Raw genomic sequence first — 20,985 nt, 5'->3', positions numbered from 1 at the left:
GTTCGTCTCAAGCTTTGGTACTATCCTTAATAAAGTTCTTTAGATGTGAGCCGTTTTATGATGACTTTTAGCCGTTATGGTACTTTTTTTCTGGCCATGAGCATGATGCTGACAACTCAGCTTCGTGCTGCTGAGCCTGTGTATGCTGTTGTCGATACTCATGCAAAAGCAAGTGCTGCTTATCACCCCGATCGACTGCTGGTAATTTTGCGACACGATAAGCAAAGCGACAGAGTCAGTACTGCTCAGGCAGCCACCGAGCCATCACAGCGCAGCTTGTTGCAGCAGGCAGAGCACTTCGAACATCTACCAAGACAGGTCATTGTCCATCGCCCCAATGGGCAAAGCCTCGAACAAACCATGCAAGCCTTAATGGATTTACCTGAAGTGCTTCAGGTTGAGCGTGATTACCGGGTACGAAAAACACAGCAACCCAATGATCCACTGTACGATGAGCAGTGGCACCTGCAAGCCTTGCCGGGCATTCAGGCTGAGCAGGCCTGGCAGCAAACCACAGGGGATCCGAATGTCGTGGTGGCCGTGATTGATACTGGTATTGATTACAATCATCCTGATTTACAAGATAACATCTGGCGTAATCCGCTGGAGCAAGACAATGGTCAGGATGATAGCGGCAATGGTTACATTGATGATATTCGTGGTATTGATACGGCCAACAATACCTCGGACCCCATGGATGACGATGGGCATGGTACCCTGATTGCGGGCCTTATTGCCGCAGCAGGCAATAACAGTCAGGGAGTGGCTGGGGTCAATTGGCAACTGCAGCTGCTGCCTTGCAAGTTTCTGGATGATGAAGGCGACGGTTTCACCAGCGATGCCATTGAGTGTTTAGACTATGTACTCGATTTAAAAGTGAATCATGCCATACCCATTGTGGCGAGCAATAATTCATGGGGCAGTGCACAGTTTTCACAAAGCCTGTATCAAGCTGTGCAAGCGCATTATGATGCTGGCATCTTGTTTGTTGCCAGTGCCGGTAATAGCGGCAATGCGATTCCCTTTTACCCCGCGGCTTTCGATCTACCCAATGTGATCAGTGTAACGGCGCACGATCAGCAAGGTCAGCGTGCAGGTTTTGCTAATTATGGCCGCCAGCATGTGGCTATATCTGCCCCCGGCGTGCAAATGCTCAGCACTTTTTTGGGTAATCAATACGCGACTTCTTCTGGTACCTCTATGGCTGGGCCAGTCGTAGCTGGCTTGGCTGCACTGATTAAAGCGGCTCAGCCAGCCGCTGATATGCAGCGCATTAAATCGAGTATTTTGGTCGGAGCATCGGCCGCAACCGATCCGTTAGTGCGTGATTACACCATGAGCGGCAACCTGACACTTGCCGCCGATGGTGATAGCGGCGGAGCTATGAATTGTCAGGATCAGCAGTTACTGCGGCGCCTGGCACCAGAGACCGATATTGTCTATGCCGAGGCAGGCAGTTGGATCGATGTCAAGGCGATGGCAATCAACTGCGATGGTGCCATTGCGTTGCCTGCCATCACGGTCAGTGACAGTATGGAGATTCTGCAACTCAATGATGATGGTCAGGCTGAAGATGCGCATGCGGGCGATGGCATTTACACTGGGCGTTGGTTTTTTTCTGGCACGGCAGCTGAGTTGAATTTTCCGGATGGAGCGGTTCAGGTTGAAGTGCGTCGACCCGAGTACTGCAGTGAGATGAATGTTACCGAAGTCTCTGAACAGCAATGCGATGCTCTGGTTGAACTTTACTACCAAACGACTGGACCTGGCTGGTTTGAGCGCAGTGGTTGGCTGCAAAATAATATGCCATGCAGTTGGTTTGGCGTGCAGTGCCAAGGCAGTCAAGTCACGGCAATTGAGTTAGCGGACAACAACTTAACTGGCTCTATTCCGGCTAGCTTCGTTCAGTTATCAGCTTTGCAGCGGCTGGATTTAAGTGGCAATGGTCTGACTGGCTCACTGCCATCTGATATTCATCAGCTGCAAAGTTTGCAGCGATTGGATCTCGCTTCGAATGCGCTTAGTGGCTCCTTGCCTGCTGCGGTCAGTGAGTTGACTGCATTGCAATGGCTGGATCTGTCGGATAACTTTTTGCAAGGTGAGCTACCCAGTCGTCTGACCGATTTATCGTCATTGAATTACTTTGATTATCGCGACACTGATTTATGCGAGCCCAGAAACGCTGAGTATTACCAATGGCTGCAAGCTATCCCTAACCTATGGGTTAATGATGACTGTCCAAATCAAGCTCCGCAGGTGAGTGCGGGGTCAGCGAGAACTGTAGCTGCGGGCAGCCAGGTCACTTTGCAAGGCACGGCATCCGATGCAGATGGTGAGCGTTTGAGCTTCCAGTGGCTCCAGTTCTCAGGCCCCACGGTCGCTTTAACTGCTGCCGATACCTTGCAACCGAGTTTTACCAGCCCATCACCCTCGCAAACGGTGACCCTAAGCTTTCGTGTTCGTGCCAGTGATTTGCGCAGCAGTAGTGAAGATACCGTCAGTATTACCGTGCAAGCCGTACCTCCGCCAGATGCATCGTCAGGCGGAGCTGCTCTTTGGTTGTGGTTGGTTTGTCTGCTGATCTTGATTGGCCGGGTCTTAGCTGATCGGGTATACTCGCCCACCAAATTTAAACATGATGTACCTGTGACATTGAAAATGTAGCCGATATTGCTGCATCTTCAAGTCACAGGGTCATACTGGATAAGGAAACGCTGTTATGACGACCCGTGTAAAAGGTCCACTCTATATTCCCTATGCCGGACCGGCGTTATTGGAAACACCTCTGTTGAATAAAGGCAGTGCCTTCAGCAAAGAAGAGCGGGAAGCTTTTAACCTGACAGGTTTATTACCTCCGCGCTACGAGAGTATTGAAGAGCAGGTAAAACGTGCCTACATGCAGTACTCCAGCTTTGAAAACACCATCAATAAACACATTTATTTGCGTGCCATTCAGGATAAAAATGAAACCTTGTTCTTCCGCCTGGTGCAAGAACATTTACCTGAAATGCTGCCTATTATTTATACGCCAACTGTCGGCGATGCCTGCGAGCGATTTTCCGATATTTACCGCAGCAAGCGTGGCTTGTTTGTATCCTATGCAGAGCGCGATCAATTGGATGCTATCTTACGTAATGCCACCAAGCCAAAAGTAAAAGTGATTGTGGTGACTGATGGGGAACGTGTACTGGGCTTAGGTGACCAGGGTATCGGTGGTATGGGGATCTCGATTGGTAAACTATCTTTGTATACCGCCTGTGGCGGCATTAGCCCAGCTTATACCTTACCAGTGGTGTTGGATGTCGGTACCAACAATGAAAAACTATTGAACGACCCCATGTACATGGGAGCGCGGCATAAACGTATTGAGCAAGCCGAGTACGATGCCTTTGTTGATCAATTTATGCATGCCGTCCACAAGCGCTGGCCGGAGGCAATGATCCAGTTTGAAGACTTTGCTCAGCCTAATGCTATGCCGATTCTGCAGCGTTACCGTGACAAGTACTGCTGCTTTAACGACGATGTGCAAGGCACAGCTGCCGTAACGGTTGGTTCGTTGCTGGCGGCCAGTCGGGTGAAAAAGCAAAAGCTATCGGAGCAGCGTGTGGTTTTTGTAGGCGCCGGCTCGGCTGGTTGTGGCATTGCTGAGCAAGTTATTACGCAAATGCAGGCCGAGGGGTTATCAGAGCAACAGGCACGTTCTCAGGTATTTATGGTGGATCGCTTTGGCTTACTGAGCGAAGGCATGACAGGGTTGCGTGACTTTCAAGAGAAATTAGTGCAAAGCAACGATGCTCTGGCCGATTGGAACTACAGTGGCGATTACGCTTCGTTGTTGGATGTGATGAACTGTGCTAAACCCACGGTGTTGATTGGTGTTTCAGGCCAGCCGGGTTTATTCAGTGAGCAAGTCGTGCGTGCAATGCATAAAGGCTGTGATTTACCGATTATTTTCCCGCTCAGCAACCCATCGAGGCAGGTCGAAGCCACTCCTGAGCAAGTGATTGCATGGACCGAAGGTCAGGTGATTTTAGCGACCGGCAGCCCCTTTGCTCCGGTTCAGTATCATGGCAAGAGCTTTCCGGTAGCGCAGTGCAACAACAGTTATATTTTCCCCGGCATCGGCCTTGGCGTAATTGCCGTGAAAGCGAAGCGTATTAGCGATGAAATGTTGATGGCGGCAAGTGAAACACTGGCAGCGGCGTCGCCATTGGCTAACACCGGCGAAGGTGAGTTGCTGCCCTCGCTGACCTCGCTGGCTCAATTAAGCAAGCGAATTGCTTTTGCGGTGGGTAAAGTTGCACAGCAACAAGGATTAGCACTTGAAATTAGTGACAATCAACTGCAGGATCAAATAGAAGCTAATTTCTGGCGACCAGAGTATCGTGAGTTTAAACGAGTCAGCTTTTAATCAACGTATCCGTCGCCACAGCAGGAGGTTCAGATGAACTTTTCAATGATTACCAGCAGCGCCTTGGTTGCGTTATTCGTTAGTGGAATAGCTGGCGCAGAGCCCAAAGCAACTAACCATTGGCTGCTGGATGCAGAAAACGATGAAGAGCGGTTTAAACGCGTAGAGCAAATGTTTGCTGGCTTTTCAGGCGCAATGGCTGAGGTAGGTGATCGATATCAGCATACTTATGATGCCATAAAGGATGGCAACTATGCCTTGGCGAGTTATCATTGGGATAAGTTGAGAGGAGCGATTGAATTAGGCTACTTGCGCCGGCCGGGGCGGGCCGCCAATGCAAAAGGGCTCTTTCTGGAGACCGCGTGGCCAGAATTGAAAGAGCAACTAACCAGCGACGATCGCCAAGCGATTCAACAGCGTTTTCAACAAGCCCGCAGCGCCTGCTTAGCTTGCCATGTTGCAGAAGAGGTTCCTTTTATGAATGATCAACCTTTGTTTCGCCACACTGCTGATTTTAAGTAATTATTTATGAAATCACACCTGTTGGTTGCACTGAGCATGCTTGGAGTGCTCACGAGCTTAAGTACCACAGCAACAACTGCACCCGTCACTCAGGTGGCGGTCGAGTTTGATCGTTATTTTGAGCAACAGTTGGCTGAACATCTGATCCCGGGTGGCGTGTATGCCATCATTGAAGGCGATCAAATTGTACGCGTACGAGGTATTGGCGTCCGGGCAAGGGGGAGTGAAGATACAGTCGACCCTTATACCGTATTTAGGATCGCTTCCGTCTCAAAAACCTTTGCAGCTGGCTTAGCTGCAGTTTTGGCCGATCAAGGGCATTTTCGCTGGGATGATCCGGTTATTAATTATGTGCCAGATTTTTCATTCCGAAGCCCTCGTTTTAATCAAGGCTTGCAGGTTGAGCATCTGTTATCACAAAGTACCGGCGTGATGCCCAATGCTTACGATAATCTGATTGAAGCCAATGTATTGCCTGATCGCATCATTCCACATTTTAAAAAAATTGACCCTATGTGTAATCCTGGTGATTGCTATGGCTATCAGAATGTACTGTTTAGCTTGATCGAACCCATCGTTCAGCAAACTACACAAAAAGATTATACGACCTTGATGCAGGAGCTTATTTTTACCCCGCTGCAAATGCCAACGGCCTCGGTAGGGATGGATCCTTTTATGGCGACAGAAAATAAAGCCTTGCCTCACGTGCGTGCACGTGGTGGTTGGTATCAGAGTACGGTGGTACCGAGTTATTATCGGTTTGCACCTGCCGCCGGTGTTAACGCCAGTGCGATGGATCTGAGTCACTGGGTGATGGCACAACTGGGGCATTATCCTGATGTGATGCCAGAGCATATCCTGGCACATATCACCGATAAACGGGTACGTACCAGCCGGGACTTGCGCCGTGGTCATTGGCGGCAATTTATTCAGGATGCACATTATGCTTTAGGGTGGCGGGTCTATCAGTTTGGAGACGAAGAACTGGTCTATCATGGTGGTTGGGTACGCGGTTTTCGTGCCGATGTAGCCTATTCCAAAGATCGTCAGGTCGGTTTGGTGATTTTGCTCAATGCAGAAAGCAATATTGTCAGCGAGTTAAGCACTTTTTTCTGGTCACAGGTGTTTGATGCCATTCATATCGCAGAAGCTGAACAAGCTTTAGCCGATCAGTTGTTAAGCGAAGAAGAATAATGGCTTCCTCGCTTAGCCACTAAAAATAGCGCCAAGAACTAAAGCGGGTAACACCAAAGCTGTCAGCATACCTCTAAGCTGGCGATACCAGGCTGGCATAGCAACAGGTGGATTCTGGTATTCACGTAGCCAGACCCAGCCAAAACCGGCTGCCAACATGATCAAGGCTGGTTGGAAAGGGGCAATCAATGCCAACCAGCCCAGCAGGGCGGGTACGACGCTAAATACATAGCTGCGTCTGGCCTGAGCGGCGTCATCCATCTGCATAGCCAAGCCCCAGTGAACGGCGCCAAGAAAGCTTAATATGACGGCGGCATAACCCACCAATGCCACCAGTGCCAGCTGACTTTGTGGCCACAGCAACACAGCAGCCAAACTAAGATAAAATGGCGCAATGCCAGCAAAACCTAAAAGGCGAGGGTAAGTCACTTCGGACTCCTTCTGTAAGTTACACGCCCTATGATACGCAAAGTACGAGCTTTACGATCCCTTGCAATACACATCAATATAAAAATCTGCCTGTAATGTTGTCAAGCGAGCACATAGCACCTGCTTTTGTGCTTCCGTCAGTTTCCAACCTAGTGGCATCATGTTCAATAAACTCAGATAGCTCTCAGGAGATAGTGAGTTCAGCTCAAATGAGCAGCGTTGGCGCTGCTGATGGACAAAGCCATCAATGGCTCGGATGGCATCGCTATGCAGCTTAACGTCTTGATAGATCCCTTGCTTAAACTCAAGTAAATGCTGCGGTGCGGCTGATACCAACACCAGTGCAGCCTGATCTTGCAGCACGCGCTGCAACTCACTGGTTTGAAATGGCGCGCACAACAGTAAGATGGCATCAAAACTGGCTGCCGGGTAGGGCAGCTCTTTCGCGCTGGCAACACAGAAGTGAATCCCTGAACCATGCTTAGCCGCTAACTGAATGGCAGCTTTGGAAATATCCATCGCATGCAGTTCGGTTGTGGTGGGCAGTCGTTTTCGCAGTTGCCTGCTGTAGTACCCTTCGCCGCAGCCTGAATCCAGTAAACAAGTGGGTTGTAATGCATCAATGACGTTGAGCAGGTCATCGACCAAGGGTTGATAAGCGCCAGATTGCAGAAACAGGCGGCGCTGCTGCAACATGGCTTTGCTGTCACCCGGTTGTTTGGAGTTTTTGTGCTGTACCGGTAGTAAGTTGACATAGCCTTCTTTGGCGACATCAAAATGATGATGATTCTCGCAATAGTAATGCCGATCAGCCCGCTGCAATAGAGCGTGGCAGATTGGACAGCGGAACGGAGTACTGGTTTGTGGCAAGAGACTGGTCATCGGGTTTTTCAAAGCAGCAACAATGTGCCTATAGTATCAGGCTGTGCCTTGGCAGGAAACTTGCTATTATATTGGCAGATTTTTTTTTGAGATAACCACCATGACAGATAGCTTGCAGTGGTCGCTGGATGAGCTTTGCGATCACGCCTTTGATATTTTTGAAGAACTGGCCTCAGATAACTTAACTGCTGAGGATTATACCGCCTATCAGCAACAGCATCTGGCCAATGGTTTTGTTGATTTAAAAAAGCCAGATGATAGTTGGGAAGATCTCTATCCAATAGAGCTGGATCAAGCGATGCACGTAGAAGCATGGATTGGCCTGACGGGTACTGAAGGTGAGCCGGATAAAGTTCTGGCTCGTTTGCTACTGAATCGCGATAAAGACGAAACCGAGTGTTTCGCACAATGGCGAGGGCAGTAGCCGAGAGAAAAAGAGCGGCGGGGGCAATAACGGTGAGAACCATCGCCTCCATATAACAAGGAGCAAGAGCATCTACGACCATGGTGCAACTAGGCAAGCAGACTGCTTTCTGCTAGCTTGAATAGATAAAAATCCAATATAGGTGTGCAGGTTATGCTATTGCTGGAACGGGATCAAAGTGTAGTGGTACTGATTGATATCCAAAGTCGGCTGGCACCTGCCATCGATCATGGTCGCGATGTAGAAAACTCTGCCGCCTGGGTGTTGCAGGTGGCTTTGCAACTCGACGTGCCTATCATTGCTACGGAACAATACCCGGAGGGGTTAGGTACCACGGTTCCAGTGTTGGCTGAGTTATTGCCTGAACACGCCGTGATAGAAAAAATACACTTCAGTGCCTTTAAAGAAGAAGCCTTTCGCCGCAAAGTCGCGCAGTTGCAACGCAAGCAGCTGATCCTGCTCGGCACAGAAACCCATGTTTGTGTACTGCAGACCGCGATGGATCTATTAGCAGCCGGTTATCAGGTGTTTTTGGTTGAAGATGCGGTTGGTTCTCGCGATGCAAGGCACAAAGAACAAGCGCTAGCCCGCTTGCAACAAGCTGGCGCTGTCATCATTAACCGTGAAATGCTAGCTTTTGAATGGCTGGAATGTGCCGGTACCGATACTTTCCGGCAAATTCATCAGGGCTGGATCCGCTAATTTTCGTCTGGCCACAGTTGTTGCAGCAGCCAGGCTAATCGTGCTGAAGCCTGTAGCAATCGAGTTTCAAGGGTCTCTTGATGTCGCAATGCATAACTCTGATCTAACGGTTTTCCCGGCTCATGCTCAGCATAAATCTGCTGGACAATTTTCACTGATTCATTGGCCCAATCCAAGACCTCGCCCTGCTGCCATTGGTTTAGCGCAGCTTCGGTCAAACGAGGCCGTAGACGGTCGATGCTGGCTTGATAATCTTGAAAGCCCAGTTGCAACAGCATACCGGTATCCCAGATACCATGCAGATTTCGAACTTCGCCCATAAAAATCACGCCTGTGTCATTGCCACCACGGTCAAAATCGTAACCGACATGCAGCGGTTGATGTAAATCACCAACAAAATGGCTAAGAAACTTCAATGATTTGGCCGCATCAGCCGAGTAGCTATCTCGCTCTAGCGTGGCAACATGCTGCTTAATTGCAGAGAGCACACAGCCATAGTCCGGGCAATGCTCCATGGTGATTTCGGTATCGCCGCGGCTAATATTAACGTAATGATGCGGACGGGCAAAATCATAAGCCTCCTGACCCCGTAGGCGGTCTGCCCAAACACAGGCGGGTGGGAACTGGTCAAACTCGGTATGTTCTAGCAAGGCATCTACGCGAGTTTGTTGGTTGGGCGATAACATTTCATAAGCCAGTTCACAAATCATGCGATGACCGATTTGGCCAAAGGCGAGGCTGCTACCGCTGAACAGCAGGAAAGATAAACACAGCGTGCGAATCATCGTTAGTTGCATACTATTACGCCTCTGCAATCAATTGAGTGACCTGAGCAGGGCCGGCATCGCCGAGTTGCTGTTGCAACCAAGGCAGTAGTTGCCGGCACTGTTCCGCCAGAATATAGGGGGGGTTAATTACCAGCATGCCACTGCCAGTCATGCCGTATCCGTCGCTGTCGGCTTTCGGACACCATTCTACCCTCAGTAAGTCTGTTACAGGCAATGCCGCAATTTGGCTGACAAAGCGCTCAATGGCTTCGCGTTCGATCACCGGGTACCAAATGGCATAGGTGCCATTGGCAAAGCGTTTTAGAGCGTGCTGTAGCCCCTGCACTACATCATCGTATTCATGTTTGAGCTCATAAGGCGGATCAATTAAGACCAGACCGCGCTTACTGAGTGGAGGCAGCATAGCTTTGATGCCAGCCCATGCATCCATTTTTTCAACACGACAATGTTTGCGGCCAGCCAGATGCTGTTGCAACAATGCGAAGTCGGTTGGGTGCAGCTCGGTCAGTTGCAACTGGTCTTGTGGTCGCAGCATTTGTGCGGCGATGGAGGGGGAGCCCGGGTAGAATAATAGCTCTTGCTCTGGGTTCAGCTGGTGGATCACGCTCAGATAGCGAGCAGCCGGGCTGTGTTCTAATGCAGTTGGCACTGGCTGTTGGAATAGCTGACCAATGCCCGAATGAAACTCGCCGGTTTTGGTCGCATGCTCACTTTCAAGGCTGTAAAGACCAGCCCCTGAATGGGTGTCATGATAGCAAAAAGGCTTATCCTTCTTTTTCAGATAGTCAATGATGGCGACTTGAACCAAGTGCTTTAACACATCGGCAAAGTTGCCCGCATGAAAACTGTGACGATAACTGAGCATGAAGGCAGATCTCTTCAGAGAAAATGGCCTGATAGCATAGCGGTTTCTGGTTATTTTGTCATGCTGGCTATCGGTTTTTCCGCGGCTATCGCCGTGTATTTTGAAAGGCAACGGGGATACAGTACAATGCAGCTTGTATCCACTATCTGCCAAGGTTGCTCTTATGTCACGTGTTCCACCTCGAAGCAAACCTGCTACGAAAACCAGCAAAAAACCATCGAACCACGGGCGTAAAGGGCCAGCTCGAGCCGATGCAAGCCGGGGAGAGTTTAGCCGCGCTGAGCCTAAGCGCGGAGAGCCCAAACGAGCAGCATCAGGCCGTGAGCATGAGCAAAAAGTCTATGGCGAAAAAGCCTGCCTGGTGTTGTTTGCCGAGCGGCCGGAGGCGATTATTCGTTTGTATGTCAATGAGGCGATGGCGCCAAAATGTGCAGCCATGATGAAGTACCTGGCTAAGCAGAAAAAAGCCTATCATATCGTCGCTGATGCTGAGCTGGAGAAGGTTGCAGGCAGTCAACATCATGGTGGTGTAGTGTTGCTGGTGAAGCAACCTGAAAGCCGTTCCATCGACACCTATCTGCGAGCGACTAAACGCAGCAAACAAGATCTGATTCTAGCGCTCGATGGCGTCAGTAATCCACATAATTTGGGCGCCATTGCCCGCACCTGCGCTCATTTTGGTGTCAAAGCGCTGTTAATGGCCGATGCACAGCTACTGCATTCTGGTGCTGCGGTTCGAACGGCGGCAGGGGGAGCTGAGTTTGTTGAAGGGGTACGTTGTACGCAGTTACCAGCAGCCTTGTTGCAATGCCAAAAAGCGGGTTATCAGTTGCTGAGTACATCAAGCCATAAGGGTGAATCATTATATCAACTCGCCTTGCCAGCCAAAGCGGTGATGGTCTTTGGCGAAGAGATGTTTGGCGTGTCGAAGCAAGTGGCGCAAAAAGCCGATGTACTGCTAAAAATCCCTGGAACAGGTAAGGTCGAGTCGTTAAATGTTGGGGTTGCTGCCGCTCTGATTGTGGGGGAGTGGTTTCGGCAGCATCACGCTGAGTAACCATTAATGATAACCGACACGACTGTTAGCCGGTACCACTATGACTCCTGACTCAGTGCATTCAAAGCGCTGTTGATCTAAACCGGACTCATGGCCAATTAAGCTGTAGGGCGCAATACTACTGTTTTCTGCAACAATACAGCGTTGTAGTCGCGCATTTGCACCGACCTCTACATTGCCTAATAGCACGCAGTGATCCAGCTGCGCCTGTTGATGAACCCGACAATTGGGGCCGAGTACACTATGTCGGATATGGGCGTGTGATAGCTCACATCCGGCAGAAATTAAACTGTCTTGGATTTGAACCCCTGATTGCTCGGAGCCAGCAATATAACTGGGCGGAAGAGCATCGATTGGGCCCGAAATGGGCCAGAAACGATTGCGTAATCGCACTTTTGGGCAGGGGCCCAGCAAGTCCATATGGGCTTGATAAAATGCATCTAAAGTACCGACGTCACGCCAGTAATGTGCTTGGTTGCCCTCTTCTCCGAGAATGGTATTGGCTAAAAATTCGTACACATAAACCGGCTCATCCGGATACATCCGTGGAATGATGTCATGCCCAAAATCGTGCTGTGAGTTTGGTTCAGCGGCATCTTGTTGCAGCACTTTAAGCAAGCAATGACGATTAAAAATATAGTTTCCCATTGAGGCGAGTACCATACCGTCAGCGTTGGCTAACTGTTGTGCTTGTTCTGCAGATGGTTTTTCAATAAAACCTGTCATCCGACCCGCACTATTTAATGCTATGACGCCAAAGTGATGAGCTATAGCGACGGGAACGGGGATAGCGGCCACGGTTAAACAGGCTTGCTTGCGTTCATGAAAATCCAGCATTTGCCGAAAATCCATTTTATAGATGTGATCGGCACTTAACACACATAAATGGGTCGCTGAACTTTTAGTAATGCGATCCAGTTGTTGATAAACCGCACCAGCCGTCCCGGTATTGGCATCAGCAGGGGCTGCGACTAATTGGATCGTTTTAGCATAAGGGCTTGCTTGCCAGTGCTGCTGCACGTAGTGGTGTAACCCCGAAGCTTCATACTGACTGAGTAACAAGACGTCATGGCAGCCGGAGTTAATGCAGTTGCTTAGCACGAAATCAATAATGCGATAATGGCCGGCAAAAGGCACGGCTGGTTTGGCACAATGGCTGGTTAAAGGACGCAAACGATTGCCTTTGCCACCGGCAAGCACGATGGAAAGCAATCTGGTTGCTTCGTTACTGTTCATGGCAACAATTGTGCTGAACGAGCCATGTTCGCGATCCTCTGAGTTGCCAATAAAGGGATCCTAGTTATAGCAAACTGTGGGGATTTTGCTTTGTTCTGCATCAATAAATTTGGTGAAAAAATGTACAGGCTGATGTGGTGATAAAAGAGCAATTTATAAGCTACTGAATAACAGCCGCAATTGCTGTGCCTGACGCCGGCTGACATCAATTTGTTGGCCATCGTGCAATACCGCCAGCATCGAACCAGCACTGATACCTGCTTCGATATGCTCTATCGCATCCAACCGAATAATGTCCGCCCGACTGGCTTTGAAATAAAACGATGGGTCCAGCTTTTGCTCGATACGAGCCAGAGAACTGTGCAGAAAGCTTTTGCCATGCGAGCTGTAAACAGCGGCATGGTTGCCAACACTTTCAAAGCGATAAATTTCGTGCAAACGCACAATGCGATTAATATCGCCGAACTTGAGTAAAATGCCATGGTGTTCTGGCAGGTAGTGTGCAGCAGGGAGCTGCGTAGCAGGATCAGGCGCATGTTCTGTAGATCCTACTGCTGGTAAACGAGCTATGGTTTTAGCCAGACGCTCTGGCGCGACGGGTTTGAGCAGGTAATCAATGGCGTTGAGCGAGAATGCATCCAGTGCATAACTGTTAAAAGCGGTACAAAAAACAAAGCGGGTACAGGCGGGGATATCCTGAGCCAGCTCGATGCCACTGACTTCGGGCATCTGAATATCCAGAAATACCAGATCTATCGACTGCTGCGCCAGTACCTTCAGCGCTTCTTTGGCACTTGCCGCTTCGGCGACCACTTCACATTCCGGGTGGGCTTTCAGCAGCCGTTTCAGCTCGTTGCGCGCCAGTCGCTCATCATCAACAATTAACGTTTTATAGCTAGTTTGCATAAGGCAGCTCTATCCTCACCATAAAGTGCGTTTCATCACGTTCAGTGGTCATTGTTGCTTGGTCACCATGCATCAATTGCAGTCGTTTGCGGCAGTTTTTCAGGCCAGTACCGGTCGATTGGCTGGTTGAGGCAGCGCCAACAGAGTTTGCTATTGCCAGTTGCCACCGCTTGCCTTGCTGGCTGGCACGAATACGAATAGTGCCTGCCGCTGTATTGGGGCTAATGCCATGTTTCACGGCATTTTCCAGCAGGGTCAGTAAGGTCAGGGTAGGCAATGGTTGCTGAAGTAACACATCCGCTATATCGACTTCGATTTGTAGCCGATCTTCCAGCCGGACTTGTTCTATTTTCAGGTAATGCTGACACAGTAACCATTCTTCTTGCAGGCTGGCTGTGGGCCTCAAGTGCGCTTGCAAATGCACGCGAAACAGCTCTGATAGTTGCGTTACGGTATCTGCTGCTTTGTGCTGATCTTCAAAAATAAGTGCCCGGATACTGTTCAGCGAATTAAATAAAAAGTGCGGGCTAAGCTGGTTGGTCAGCTGTTGCAAACGGGCTTGCTGCATTTCCTCTTGCAGCGCCTTACGGCTTTGCCGCATTTGCCAACCGAGGTAGATCAGACTCCAGACTATAAATAAGCTGAGATGCATCAACCCCATCATGATAACCAAGCTGGTTAAGGTAAAGTGCATCTGCAAGCCTTGCGCATCTTCTCTGTCAATCATGGCTATTTGTTGCATATCCGTTTGCTTCAGCGCCGGTAGAAAAGAAATAAAGGTACTCACCAGCGCCAATAACATGGCAGCGATTAGCAGCCAGCAGGCTATTTGTAGCACCGCGCTAAAAGTTATTCCCCGGTGGTAATGAATGTTGAGTGGTGGCCGGAGAAAAAAATGGCTGACAAGCACAAAGCAAAGGGCTTCCACTATATAACGTACGAGGAAAGTACTCAGCAATCCGGGTTTATCATCTTGAATAAAGGGCAAGGTGTACAACAAATAAAAGCTGACAAATAGCAAAAAAGTAAGTGCCAGACCGATGCGATATGCCCGGTTGGTTTGCCAGCACAGCTGCCAGTGCTGACGCCAGATAGAGTTTGCACTATTCATAACGTAGCGCATCAATCGGGTTTAAGCGTGAGGCTTTCACTGCAGGGGCTAAGCCAAATACCACACCGATCAGCGTGGTAAAACCAATCGCCAGTAGAATAGCCCATAAAGGCACCAGCGCATCGGGCATGGCAGGCAAGAGTAAGCCAATAAAACTGGCAATACCGGCGCCAAGTGCCAAGCCAATAATGCCACCAAACAATGAAAGTACTAAGGCCTCGACCAGAAATTGGATCAGAATAAACTGCGGAGTGGCACCGAGTGCTTTCACAATGCCTATTTCCCGGGTGCGCTCGGTCACCGAGACCAGCATAATATTCATCACACCGATGCCACCGACCAGCAAGCTGATGCTGACCACGCCACCGGCAACCAGAGTGATGCTGCGGGTAATGGTATTAAACTGCTCTATCATGCGCTCAGCGCTGACAAACTCAAAAGGGTCAGGGTCTTCGGCCGCTAATTTATGGTGTTGGCGCAAAATAGCCCGCATTTGCTGCTGGATTTGCTCTGCATCGGCACCTGCTGCCGGGCGAAACATCACTTCAATATTTCTGGCAGCACGCTCTCCACTGAGCGACCGAATGGTGCTAAAGGGCGCAATAATATAGTTGTCCTGGTCAAAGCCAAACAAACTGCCTCTGGTTTCTGCCACACCGATAATGCGAAACCAGTCGCCAGACAGGTTAATAAACTCACCGACCGGGTTCACGGGCAAATCCAGCTCTTTAATCAACGATGAGCCGACAAAAGCGACCCGGCGTCGGCGATCATCATCGCTGCTGGATAAGAATCGACCTAACTCGGGATATACCCGAACAACATTTTGGTAGCTGCTATCGGTGCCAATAATTTGTGATTGTGCAGTGTTACGACCATATTGCACCTGCGATCCCATACTGAATGCCTGCATACTGGCGGTCATATCTTCGACATTTTGCACCCGGCTTTTCAGCAGCAGAAAGTCGTTGTAATGCAGTTGATTGTGAATGCCGAGCAGTTGTTGATTGGTGGGCGTATAGGCCCGAAGGGTAATCATATCGCTGCCAAGATCATCCAGCTGGCTGGTGATGCTGTGGCTCAGCCCCTGCATAATAGCGACCACGGTAATCACCGCGGCCACACCAATAATAATACCGAGCGTGGTCAGGGCGCTGCGAAGGGCATGAGCTCGTATCGATGCAAAAGCAGCTTTGCTGCCCTCAAAACTGGCATGAAACCATTTAAACATGGGCTGCGACTCCATGCTGGTTACGAAAGTCTTGTTCAACCTGTCCATCAACCAGCCGGATCACCCGTTGGCAATGATCGGCAATATCCTGCTCGTGAGTCACCAGAATAATGGTGTGGCCTTCCTGATGCAGTTGATCAAACAGCGCCATAATATCCTTGGTCGTTTTACTATCGAGGTTACCCGTTGGCTCATCACCCAGCAGAATGCGAGGCTTGGTGACTAAGGCCCGGGCAATGGCAACGCGTTGGCGCTGACCGCCAGACAACTGGTTGGGAAGATGACTGGTTTTATCGGCCAGACCAACGCGTTGTAACGCTTCAAGCGCCAGAGCTTTACGAGTGCTGTTCGGCATCACCCGGTACACCAGTGGCTGCATGACATTGGCCAGCACACTAGCGCGTGGCAGCAAATTAAAACTCTGAAAGATAAAACCGACGGCTTCATTACGGAGCTCAGCCAGCTCGGTCTCATCCATGGTCGATACATCCCGGTTGGCCAATTGGTAGTGGCCTGAACTTGGTGTATCCAGACAGCCGAGTATATTCATTAAGGTCGACTTTCCAGAGCCGGAAGGGCCTATAATGGCGACATAGTCGTTTTCGGTAATCGACAAATCAACCTGCTTGAGTGCAAAAAAAGTCTCATCGGCCATCAGGTAACTTTTACTCACTTGCCGGAGTTGGATCACTGCCTGACTCATTTCAGCGGTCCTGTTGTTCAGCGGTCAACCGCCGGCCTTCACTTAAGCCAAGCATGGTGCGAGCAGGGCCGACAATCACTTCATCCCCCAGCTGCAGACCAGAAAGTACTTCTTGTGCGATATCGGTTGCCATGCCGAGTGTGACCGGCTTTTTAACTGAGCGCTCGTCTTGAACCGCCCAGACAAAGTATTCATTCTGGTTGCGTTGCACTGCGGCAATCGGCACCTGCAAACTATTCTCTTGCTTTGACATAATAATTTCAGCCCGGCAGCTCATGCCCGGATACAACGCTATATCTTCTGGCTGCAGCAGTACTTTCACCCGAAACGATAAGCTTTGGCTCTGGTTCATGTAACGGGCTGAGGTAGCGATTTGAATCACTTCGCCGTGGATCGCCTGATGCGGGTAGGCGGCGGCAAAAATTTCAGCATGCTGGCCAATATGCACATTAGCAATATCGGCTTCATCGACCCGAAGCTCTGCCAAAATGGCACTGGGATCAGCCAGTGTCATCAGGGGGCTACCAATAATATTGGTGCTGCCGGCAATGACGGTTTCACCGGGTTTAATATCCACAGTAGAGAGCAACCCGGCGATCGGCGCCCGGTAAATGGTTTTACTGAGGTTATCTTCTGCCATGGCTAAGCTGGCTTCGCCTTGTTGCAAAGCTGCTTTTGCGGCTTCGATATTGATATGGGCAATATCCAGTTGGCTTTGCAAACTATCGATGGTCTCTTGCTGTATAAGCCCGCTTTGGTGCATTTGTTGCTGACGAGCAAACTGACGTTGTAAATCGGCCAGCTGCGCCCTGGCACGCTCAATATCAATTTTTTGACTGCGGACCAGGGCACGGGTACGGCTGACGTCTGCTTCGAAGGCGGTGGAGTCGAGGCGCATCAAAATTTGGCCTTTTTCCACCATATCACCTTCTTCTACCAATACATCCAATACCCGCCCCGTAACTTCTGAGCGGATCTGAATTTGGGTATTAAATTCCAGATTACCCGATGCCAAAATGCTATCGGCCAGACTGCCTTCGGTCACTAAGGCCGTAGTAACCGTCGTGGTTTGTTGTTGCTTACGGTACTGACTCAGACTGATCATTCCAATCAGTACTGCGGCAATAACAACAATGATCAGCGCTTTTTTCATCGGTTGATTCCGTTTATTCGATTCAGATGAATACAGCCCAAAGGCCAAAAATAACTATCATCGGTAAAGCAGCAAGCACTGCACTTTTTGCCGGGCTGTACTTGCTCCAGCTATGCAGGCCAACAGCAAATAATGCGGTCACCCAGATATAGATCAGGTTCAGGCTTTCAGCCCAGGTGTGCCAGGCTTGACCAGGTTCCAGCCCCAGGAGCAATTGGTTGACTGAAAGATAATTGACTGTATTTAAAGGCATGTTCGGATCGCTACTGATCAATATCAATACCATTAGGCCGAGCATATTGATGATGCCAGGCATATTGCTCCATACTGTCAGGGCGTACCAGTCACCATAGCTGCGTTTTTGGCCAGAGTTACCGACCAGCATCAGGTAGACTGCCATCAGCGCCAGCATGATCGGGGTCATGACCACCACACCACCGACCGCGAATATGCCGCTTTTATCGGCCATTTGGCCCATGACGGCACGGCTTTGTTCAATTTCAGCTGGTGTCATGCTATGGGCTGTTTGAGCAATTTGTTGCTCGACAATCCACTCTGGGGTCATGCCAGCATAAAACCACAACATAGTGATAGCGCTGATGGCGATAATCAGAGCAAAGGGCAGCCAGCTCCAGCCTTTTTTCTCTGGTAAGGTATCAAATACTTGTTTGGGCGCTACATAAATATCAAGCAGTGCCTGCGTCACATTTTTACTCATGGTTTCACTCCGTTTTTTCCAATGATTTTTTCGTCAACAACTTGCCACTAAACGCAACGCCTATTAGTGCACACCAAGCAATGACAGAAAATCCTGCTGGTATGTTCGCCAAGGCGATCTTTCCCAAATGGTTACGATTAAAAAATACAGCAATCAGTGTCGGGACAAAGTAAATAAACAAAAAAAGCGGGATAAACCAGATGAAAAATCCAACGCTACTTTGTTCAATTAAATAGACCCACTCAGACGATTCAAACATACCATGCTCCGGTGTATGACTATAAAAGTAAAATGTAACGATATTTTGCTATCGCTTGGCATCAAGTACAGCATGGATACTACATGGCAATAGATGCGTGGTAGCTAAAAAAGTGATAAGCGGTTGTTTGCGGTGATTTTCGGTAGACAGTGGCAAGCATAGTGTTAACTTGTCGGTAGTTGTGAGCCTATATAACGAAAGCGAGGTAGCCGTTGCTGGTGTACGGAAACGTGTTCAGTGAACATGCTGAGCGGCCTGGCCCATAGCGCTTGCTCACCATACATGGGCCGGTAAATCACCAGCCACTCTTCAGTTTCGCTATGCCGGGCGACATCAAGTACCTGATAGTATGAGCCCTTGTAGTGCTGATAATAGCCGGGCTCAATGCGTCGGGTGGGGCTGTTAGCGCTCATACCAACTCTCAAAAATGATACGAGCAGATAGGCTATCGACCTTGTCTTTGCTCAGGTTACGAAAGCCGCCTTCGTCGAACAGTTGCTGGCGGGCATCGGCGGTTGTCAGGCGCTCATCGTGCAGTTCAACAGGCAAACCAAAACGGCCATGCAGGCGGTTGGCGAATTTGCGGGTTCGTACAGTAAAGTCTTGTTCACTGCCATCCATATTGAGCGGCAAGCCGACCAGTAGTAAATCTGGCTGCCATTCTTTGAGTAGCTTCTCAATCTGTGTCCAGTCTGGAATGCCGTCGCGGGCTTTTAAAGCGGGCAATAGGCTAGCACTGCCGGTTAGCTCCTGACCAATGGCTACGCCAATACTTTTGGTACCGTAATCAAAAGTCAGGACCGATCGATGTTTATTGCTGATATGGGAGCTTGTTGTCATCAGGCGTGTCCGGTTTCGCCCGTCAACTGCCATGACTCAATGCCCATGGTTCTGGTGGCCGCCTCCCATTTCTGGGCATGAGCAAGATCAAAGATAATACTGGGGTCAGCCGGGATCACCAGCCAGGAGTTATCGGCAATTTCTTGCTCCAATTGGCCAGGTGTCCAGCCCGCATAACCTAAGGCTAATAAAAATTTACGAGGTGCTTCTTCGGAGGTCAGCTGCTGCAAAATATCTTTTGATGTGGTGATCATCAGCTCGTCATTTAACTCCAAACTGCTTTGGTAACCCGGTCTGGCACTATGAAGAACAAAACCACGATCTACCTGCACCGGACCCCCGGCACAAACGGCCTGTTCAGCAATGCTACTTGTGCTGTCAAAGGTGATATCCAGTTGTTCAAGCAGTTCGCCCACAGTGGCTTTCAGTGGATGGTTAATAACAATACCCATGGCACCTTCAGCATTGTGCTCGCAGATGTAGGTGACGCTGCGTTGAAAAAAAGGGTCTTCTAGTGATGGCATTGCAATTAAAAAATGGTGCTGTAATGTCTGCATACTCACCTCGTTTTAATGGGCGTTAAGTGCCTGACGTTTCGCTAAGAAGTTGTTCTATGGTATCAAACAACTGCCCCATGATATCCACCGGAGCTGCTGCTTCAATTTCGCGCACGCAAGTGGGGCTGGTGACATTTATCTCAGTGAGTTTATCACCAATAATATCCAGGCCGACAAAAATAAGCCCTTTGGCTTTCAGAGTTGGACCAACGGCTTTGGCAATCGTGCGATCAGATTCACTAATCGGCCTTACTTCACCGCGGCCACCCGCTGCTAAATTACCCCGCGTTTCACCCTGAGCGGGAATTCGAGCCAAACAATAAGGCACGGGTTCGCCATTGATCATCAAGATGCGTTTATCGCCATCACTGATAGCAGGGATAAACTGCTGCGCCATGGCGAAACGAGTATTGTGCGCAGTTAAGGTTTCCAGAACCACAGCGACATTGGGGTCATCCGCTTTTAAACGAAAAATAGAGGCGCCACCCATGCCATCCAAGGGTTTCAGGATCACATCCTGATGCTGTTGCCAGAATTCGCGCAGCCGCTTGCTGTCGCGGCTAACCATGGTTTTCGGCGTATGTTCACTAAACCAGCTGGTATACAGCTTTTCATTGGCATCGCGTAAGCTTTGTGGTTTGTTGACGATGAGCGTACCGCGTTGCTCAGCCAGCTCAAGCATGTAAGTGGCATAGATGTATTCGGTATCAAAGGGCGGATCTTTGCGCATTAAGATAACATCAAGATCAGCCAGTGCGATGTCTTGCTGCTGACCAAACTGATACCAGTTTTGTTCATTTTCCTCGACCACCAGCAGCTTGGTGTGGGCTCTGGCTTCGCCTTCCAACAGATAAAGATCGGCCATTTCCATGTAGTGGATGGTATAGCCACGCAATTGCGCTTGCAGCAACATAGCGAAGCTGGTGTCTTTTTTGATGGTGATATCCGCAATCGGATCCATCACGATACCCATAGAACGAGTGGTCATAGTAGCGCT

23 protein-coding genes are annotated in these 20,985 nt (G+C 49.6%); 7 read left to right on the top strand and 16 right to left on the bottom strand.

Translation table 11 applies throughout. From position 1 onward, the window contains the following. Nucleotides 1-57 precede the first annotated feature (57 nt). From Q3O60_RS10495 to Q3O60_RS10480, 4 genes are read left to right on the top strand one after another with little or no spacing between them, the layout of a single operon-like run. Entirely contained in the window at nt 58-2,664 is a 2,607-nt protein-coding gene (locus Q3O60_RS10495; RefSeq protein ID WP_305893883.1) for a S8 family serine peptidase, read from the top strand. Nucleotides 2,665-2,719: 55 nt separating this feature from the next. Next, a complete protein-coding gene (locus Q3O60_RS10490; protein ID WP_305893882.1) occupies nt 2,720-4,411 on the top strand; it encodes an NAD-dependent malic enzyme in 1,692 nt (563 codons plus the stop codon). 33 nt (nt 4,412-4,444) lie between these two features. Continuing rightward, on the top strand, nt 4,445-4,933 hold the full coding sequence (locus tag Q3O60_RS10485) for a hypothetical protein (protein WP_305893881.1): 489 nt from the start codon (nt 4,445-4,447) through the stop codon (nt 4,931-4,933). A gap of 6 nt (nt 4,934-4,939) precedes the next feature. Further along, nucleotides 4,940-6,127 (top strand): serine hydrolase domain-containing protein, encoded by a 1,188-nt coding sequence (locus Q3O60_RS10480; protein WP_305893880.1) that lies wholly within the window; start codon nt 4,940-4,942, stop codon nt 6,125-6,127. A 12-nt stretch (nt 6,128-6,139) separates the two neighbouring features. Here the strand turns inward: Q3O60_RS10480 and Q3O60_RS10475 are convergent, their stop codons facing one another. Then, nucleotides 6,140-6,556 (bottom strand): DUF3429 domain-containing protein, encoded by a 417-nt coding sequence (locus tag Q3O60_RS10475; protein WP_305893879.1) that lies wholly within the window; start codon nt 6,554-6,556, stop codon nt 6,140-6,142. A gap of 51 nt (nt 6,557-6,607) precedes the next feature. Next, entirely contained in the window at nt 6,608-7,438 is an 831-nt protein-coding gene (locus Q3O60_RS10470) for a putative RNA methyltransferase (protein WP_305893878.1), read from the bottom strand. A 100-nt stretch (nt 7,439-7,538) separates the two neighbouring features. Between Q3O60_RS10470 and Q3O60_RS10465 the strand changes: the two genes are divergently transcribed. Together Q3O60_RS10465 and Q3O60_RS10460 are read left to right on the top strand one after the other, a co-directional pair. After that, nucleotides 7,539-7,862, top strand: coding sequence for a DUF440 family protein (locus tag Q3O60_RS10465; protein ID WP_305893877.1), 324 nt, complete (start codon nt 7,539-7,541; stop codon nt 7,860-7,862). Nucleotides 7,863-8,015: 153 nt separating this feature from the next. Then, on the top strand, nt 8,016-8,564 hold the full coding sequence (locus Q3O60_RS10460; RefSeq protein WP_305893876.1) for a hydrolase: 549 nt from the start codon (nt 8,016-8,018) through the stop codon (nt 8,562-8,564). Here Q3O60_RS10460 and Q3O60_RS10455 read toward each other — a convergent pair. Then, the gene (locus Q3O60_RS10455; RefSeq protein WP_305893875.1) at nt 8,561-9,361 is read right to left on the bottom strand and encodes a S1/P1 nuclease; all 801 of its coding nucleotides are present in this window, start codon (nt 9,359-9,361) and stop codon (nt 8,561-8,563) included. The two genes, Q3O60_RS10460 and Q3O60_RS10455, sit on opposite strands and share 4 nt — an antisense overlap. A gap of 4 nt (nt 9,362-9,365) precedes the next feature. Beyond that, nucleotides 9,366-10,217 (bottom strand): 23S rRNA (adenine(2030)-N(6))-methyltransferase RlmJ, encoded by an 852-nt coding sequence (locus Q3O60_RS10450; protein ID WP_305893874.1) that lies wholly within the window; start codon nt 10,215-10,217, stop codon nt 9,366-9,368. Between the two features lie 163 nt (nt 10,218-10,380). Here Q3O60_RS10450 and Q3O60_RS10445 point away from each other — a divergent pair, with 163 nt between their 5' ends. Further along, nucleotides 10,381-11,274 (top strand): tRNA/rRNA methyltransferase, encoded by an 894-nt coding sequence (locus Q3O60_RS10445; protein WP_305893873.1) that lies wholly within the window; start codon nt 10,381-10,383, stop codon nt 11,272-11,274. A gap of 3 nt (nt 11,275-11,277) precedes the next feature. On the opposite strand, the gene Q3O60_RS10440 is transcribed toward Q3O60_RS10445, so the two are convergent. The 12 genes from Q3O60_RS10440 to gshB all read right to left on the bottom strand — a co-directional run bounded on the left by Q3O60_RS10440 (nt 11,278) and on the right by gshB (nt 20,976). Beyond that, the gene (locus tag Q3O60_RS10440) at nt 11,278-12,510 is read right to left on the bottom strand and encodes a sugar phosphate nucleotidyltransferase (RefSeq protein WP_305893872.1); all 1,233 of its coding nucleotides are present in this window, start codon (nt 12,508-12,510) and stop codon (nt 11,278-11,280) included. A 153-nt stretch (nt 12,511-12,663) separates the two neighbouring features. Beyond that, nucleotides 12,664-13,416, bottom strand: a complete 753-nt coding sequence (locus tag Q3O60_RS10435; protein ID WP_305893871.1) for a LytR/AlgR family response regulator transcription factor — start codon at nt 13,414-13,416, stop codon at nt 12,664-12,666. Then, the gene (locus Q3O60_RS10430) at nt 13,406-14,527 is read right to left on the bottom strand and encodes a sensor histidine kinase (protein WP_305893870.1); all 1,122 of its coding nucleotides are present in this window, start codon (nt 14,525-14,527) and stop codon (nt 13,406-13,408) included. Before Q3O60_RS10430 ends, Q3O60_RS10435 begins: the two co-directional genes overlap by 11 nt. Then, nucleotides 14,520-15,758 carry an ABC transporter permease gene (locus Q3O60_RS10425; protein WP_305893869.1) on the bottom strand — a complete coding sequence of 413 codons (1,239 nt, stop codon included), beginning with the start codon at nt 15,756-15,758 and terminating at the stop codon, nt 14,520-14,522. Before Q3O60_RS10425 ends, Q3O60_RS10430 begins: the two co-directional genes overlap by 8 nt. Beyond that, nucleotides 15,751-16,461, bottom strand: coding sequence for an ABC transporter ATP-binding protein (locus Q3O60_RS10420; RefSeq protein ID WP_305893868.1), 711 nt, complete (start codon nt 16,459-16,461; stop codon nt 15,751-15,753). Before Q3O60_RS10420 ends, Q3O60_RS10425 begins: the two co-directional genes overlap by 8 nt. A 1-nt stretch (nt 16,462) precedes the next feature. Continuing rightward, a complete protein-coding gene (locus Q3O60_RS10415) occupies nt 16,463-17,614 on the bottom strand; it encodes an efflux RND transporter periplasmic adaptor subunit (RefSeq protein ID WP_305893867.1) in 1,152 nt (383 codons plus the stop codon). A gap of 22 nt (nt 17,615-17,636) precedes the next feature. After that, the gene (locus Q3O60_RS10410; RefSeq protein ID WP_305893866.1) at nt 17,637-18,332 is read right to left on the bottom strand and encodes a Yip1 family protein; all 696 of its coding nucleotides are present in this window, start codon (nt 18,330-18,332) and stop codon (nt 17,637-17,639) included. Nucleotides 18,333-18,336: 4 nt separating this feature from the next. Beyond that, entirely contained in the window at nt 18,337-18,591 is a 255-nt protein-coding gene (locus Q3O60_RS10405) for a superinfection immunity protein (protein WP_305893865.1), read from the bottom strand. Between the two features lie 164 nt (nt 18,592-18,755). Continuing rightward, nucleotides 18,756-19,004, bottom strand: a complete 249-nt coding sequence (locus Q3O60_RS10400; protein ID WP_305893864.1) for a DUF1653 domain-containing protein — start codon at nt 19,002-19,004, stop codon at nt 18,756-18,758. Beyond that, entirely contained in the window at nt 18,994-19,431 is a 438-nt protein-coding gene (ruvX, locus tag Q3O60_RS10395; RefSeq protein ID WP_305893863.1) for a Holliday junction resolvase RuvX, read from the bottom strand. Before ruvX ends, Q3O60_RS10400 begins: the two co-directional genes overlap by 11 nt. Continuing rightward, a complete protein-coding gene (locus tag Q3O60_RS10390; RefSeq protein WP_305893862.1) occupies nt 19,431-19,988 on the bottom strand; it encodes a YqgE/AlgH family protein in 558 nt (185 codons plus the stop codon). The genes ruvX and Q3O60_RS10390 overlap by 1 nt, the downstream gene beginning before the upstream one ends. Nucleotides 19,989-20,010: 22 nt before the next feature. After that, the gene (gene gshB / locus Q3O60_RS10385) at nt 20,011-20,976 is read right to left on the bottom strand and encodes a glutathione synthase (protein ID WP_305893861.1); all 966 of its coding nucleotides are present in this window, start codon (nt 20,974-20,976) and stop codon (nt 20,011-20,013) included. Between the last annotated feature and the right edge of the window lie 9 nt (nt 20,977-20,985).

Source organism: Alkalimonas collagenimarina, from assembly GCF_030717845.1.
GTDB classification, from domain to species: domain Bacteria; phylum Pseudomonadota; class Gammaproteobacteria; order Enterobacterales; family Alteromonadaceae; genus Alkalimonas; species Alkalimonas collagenimarina.
Note: the sequence above shows the minus strand (reverse complement) of the source record. Positions and strands in the feature narration are given on the sequence as shown.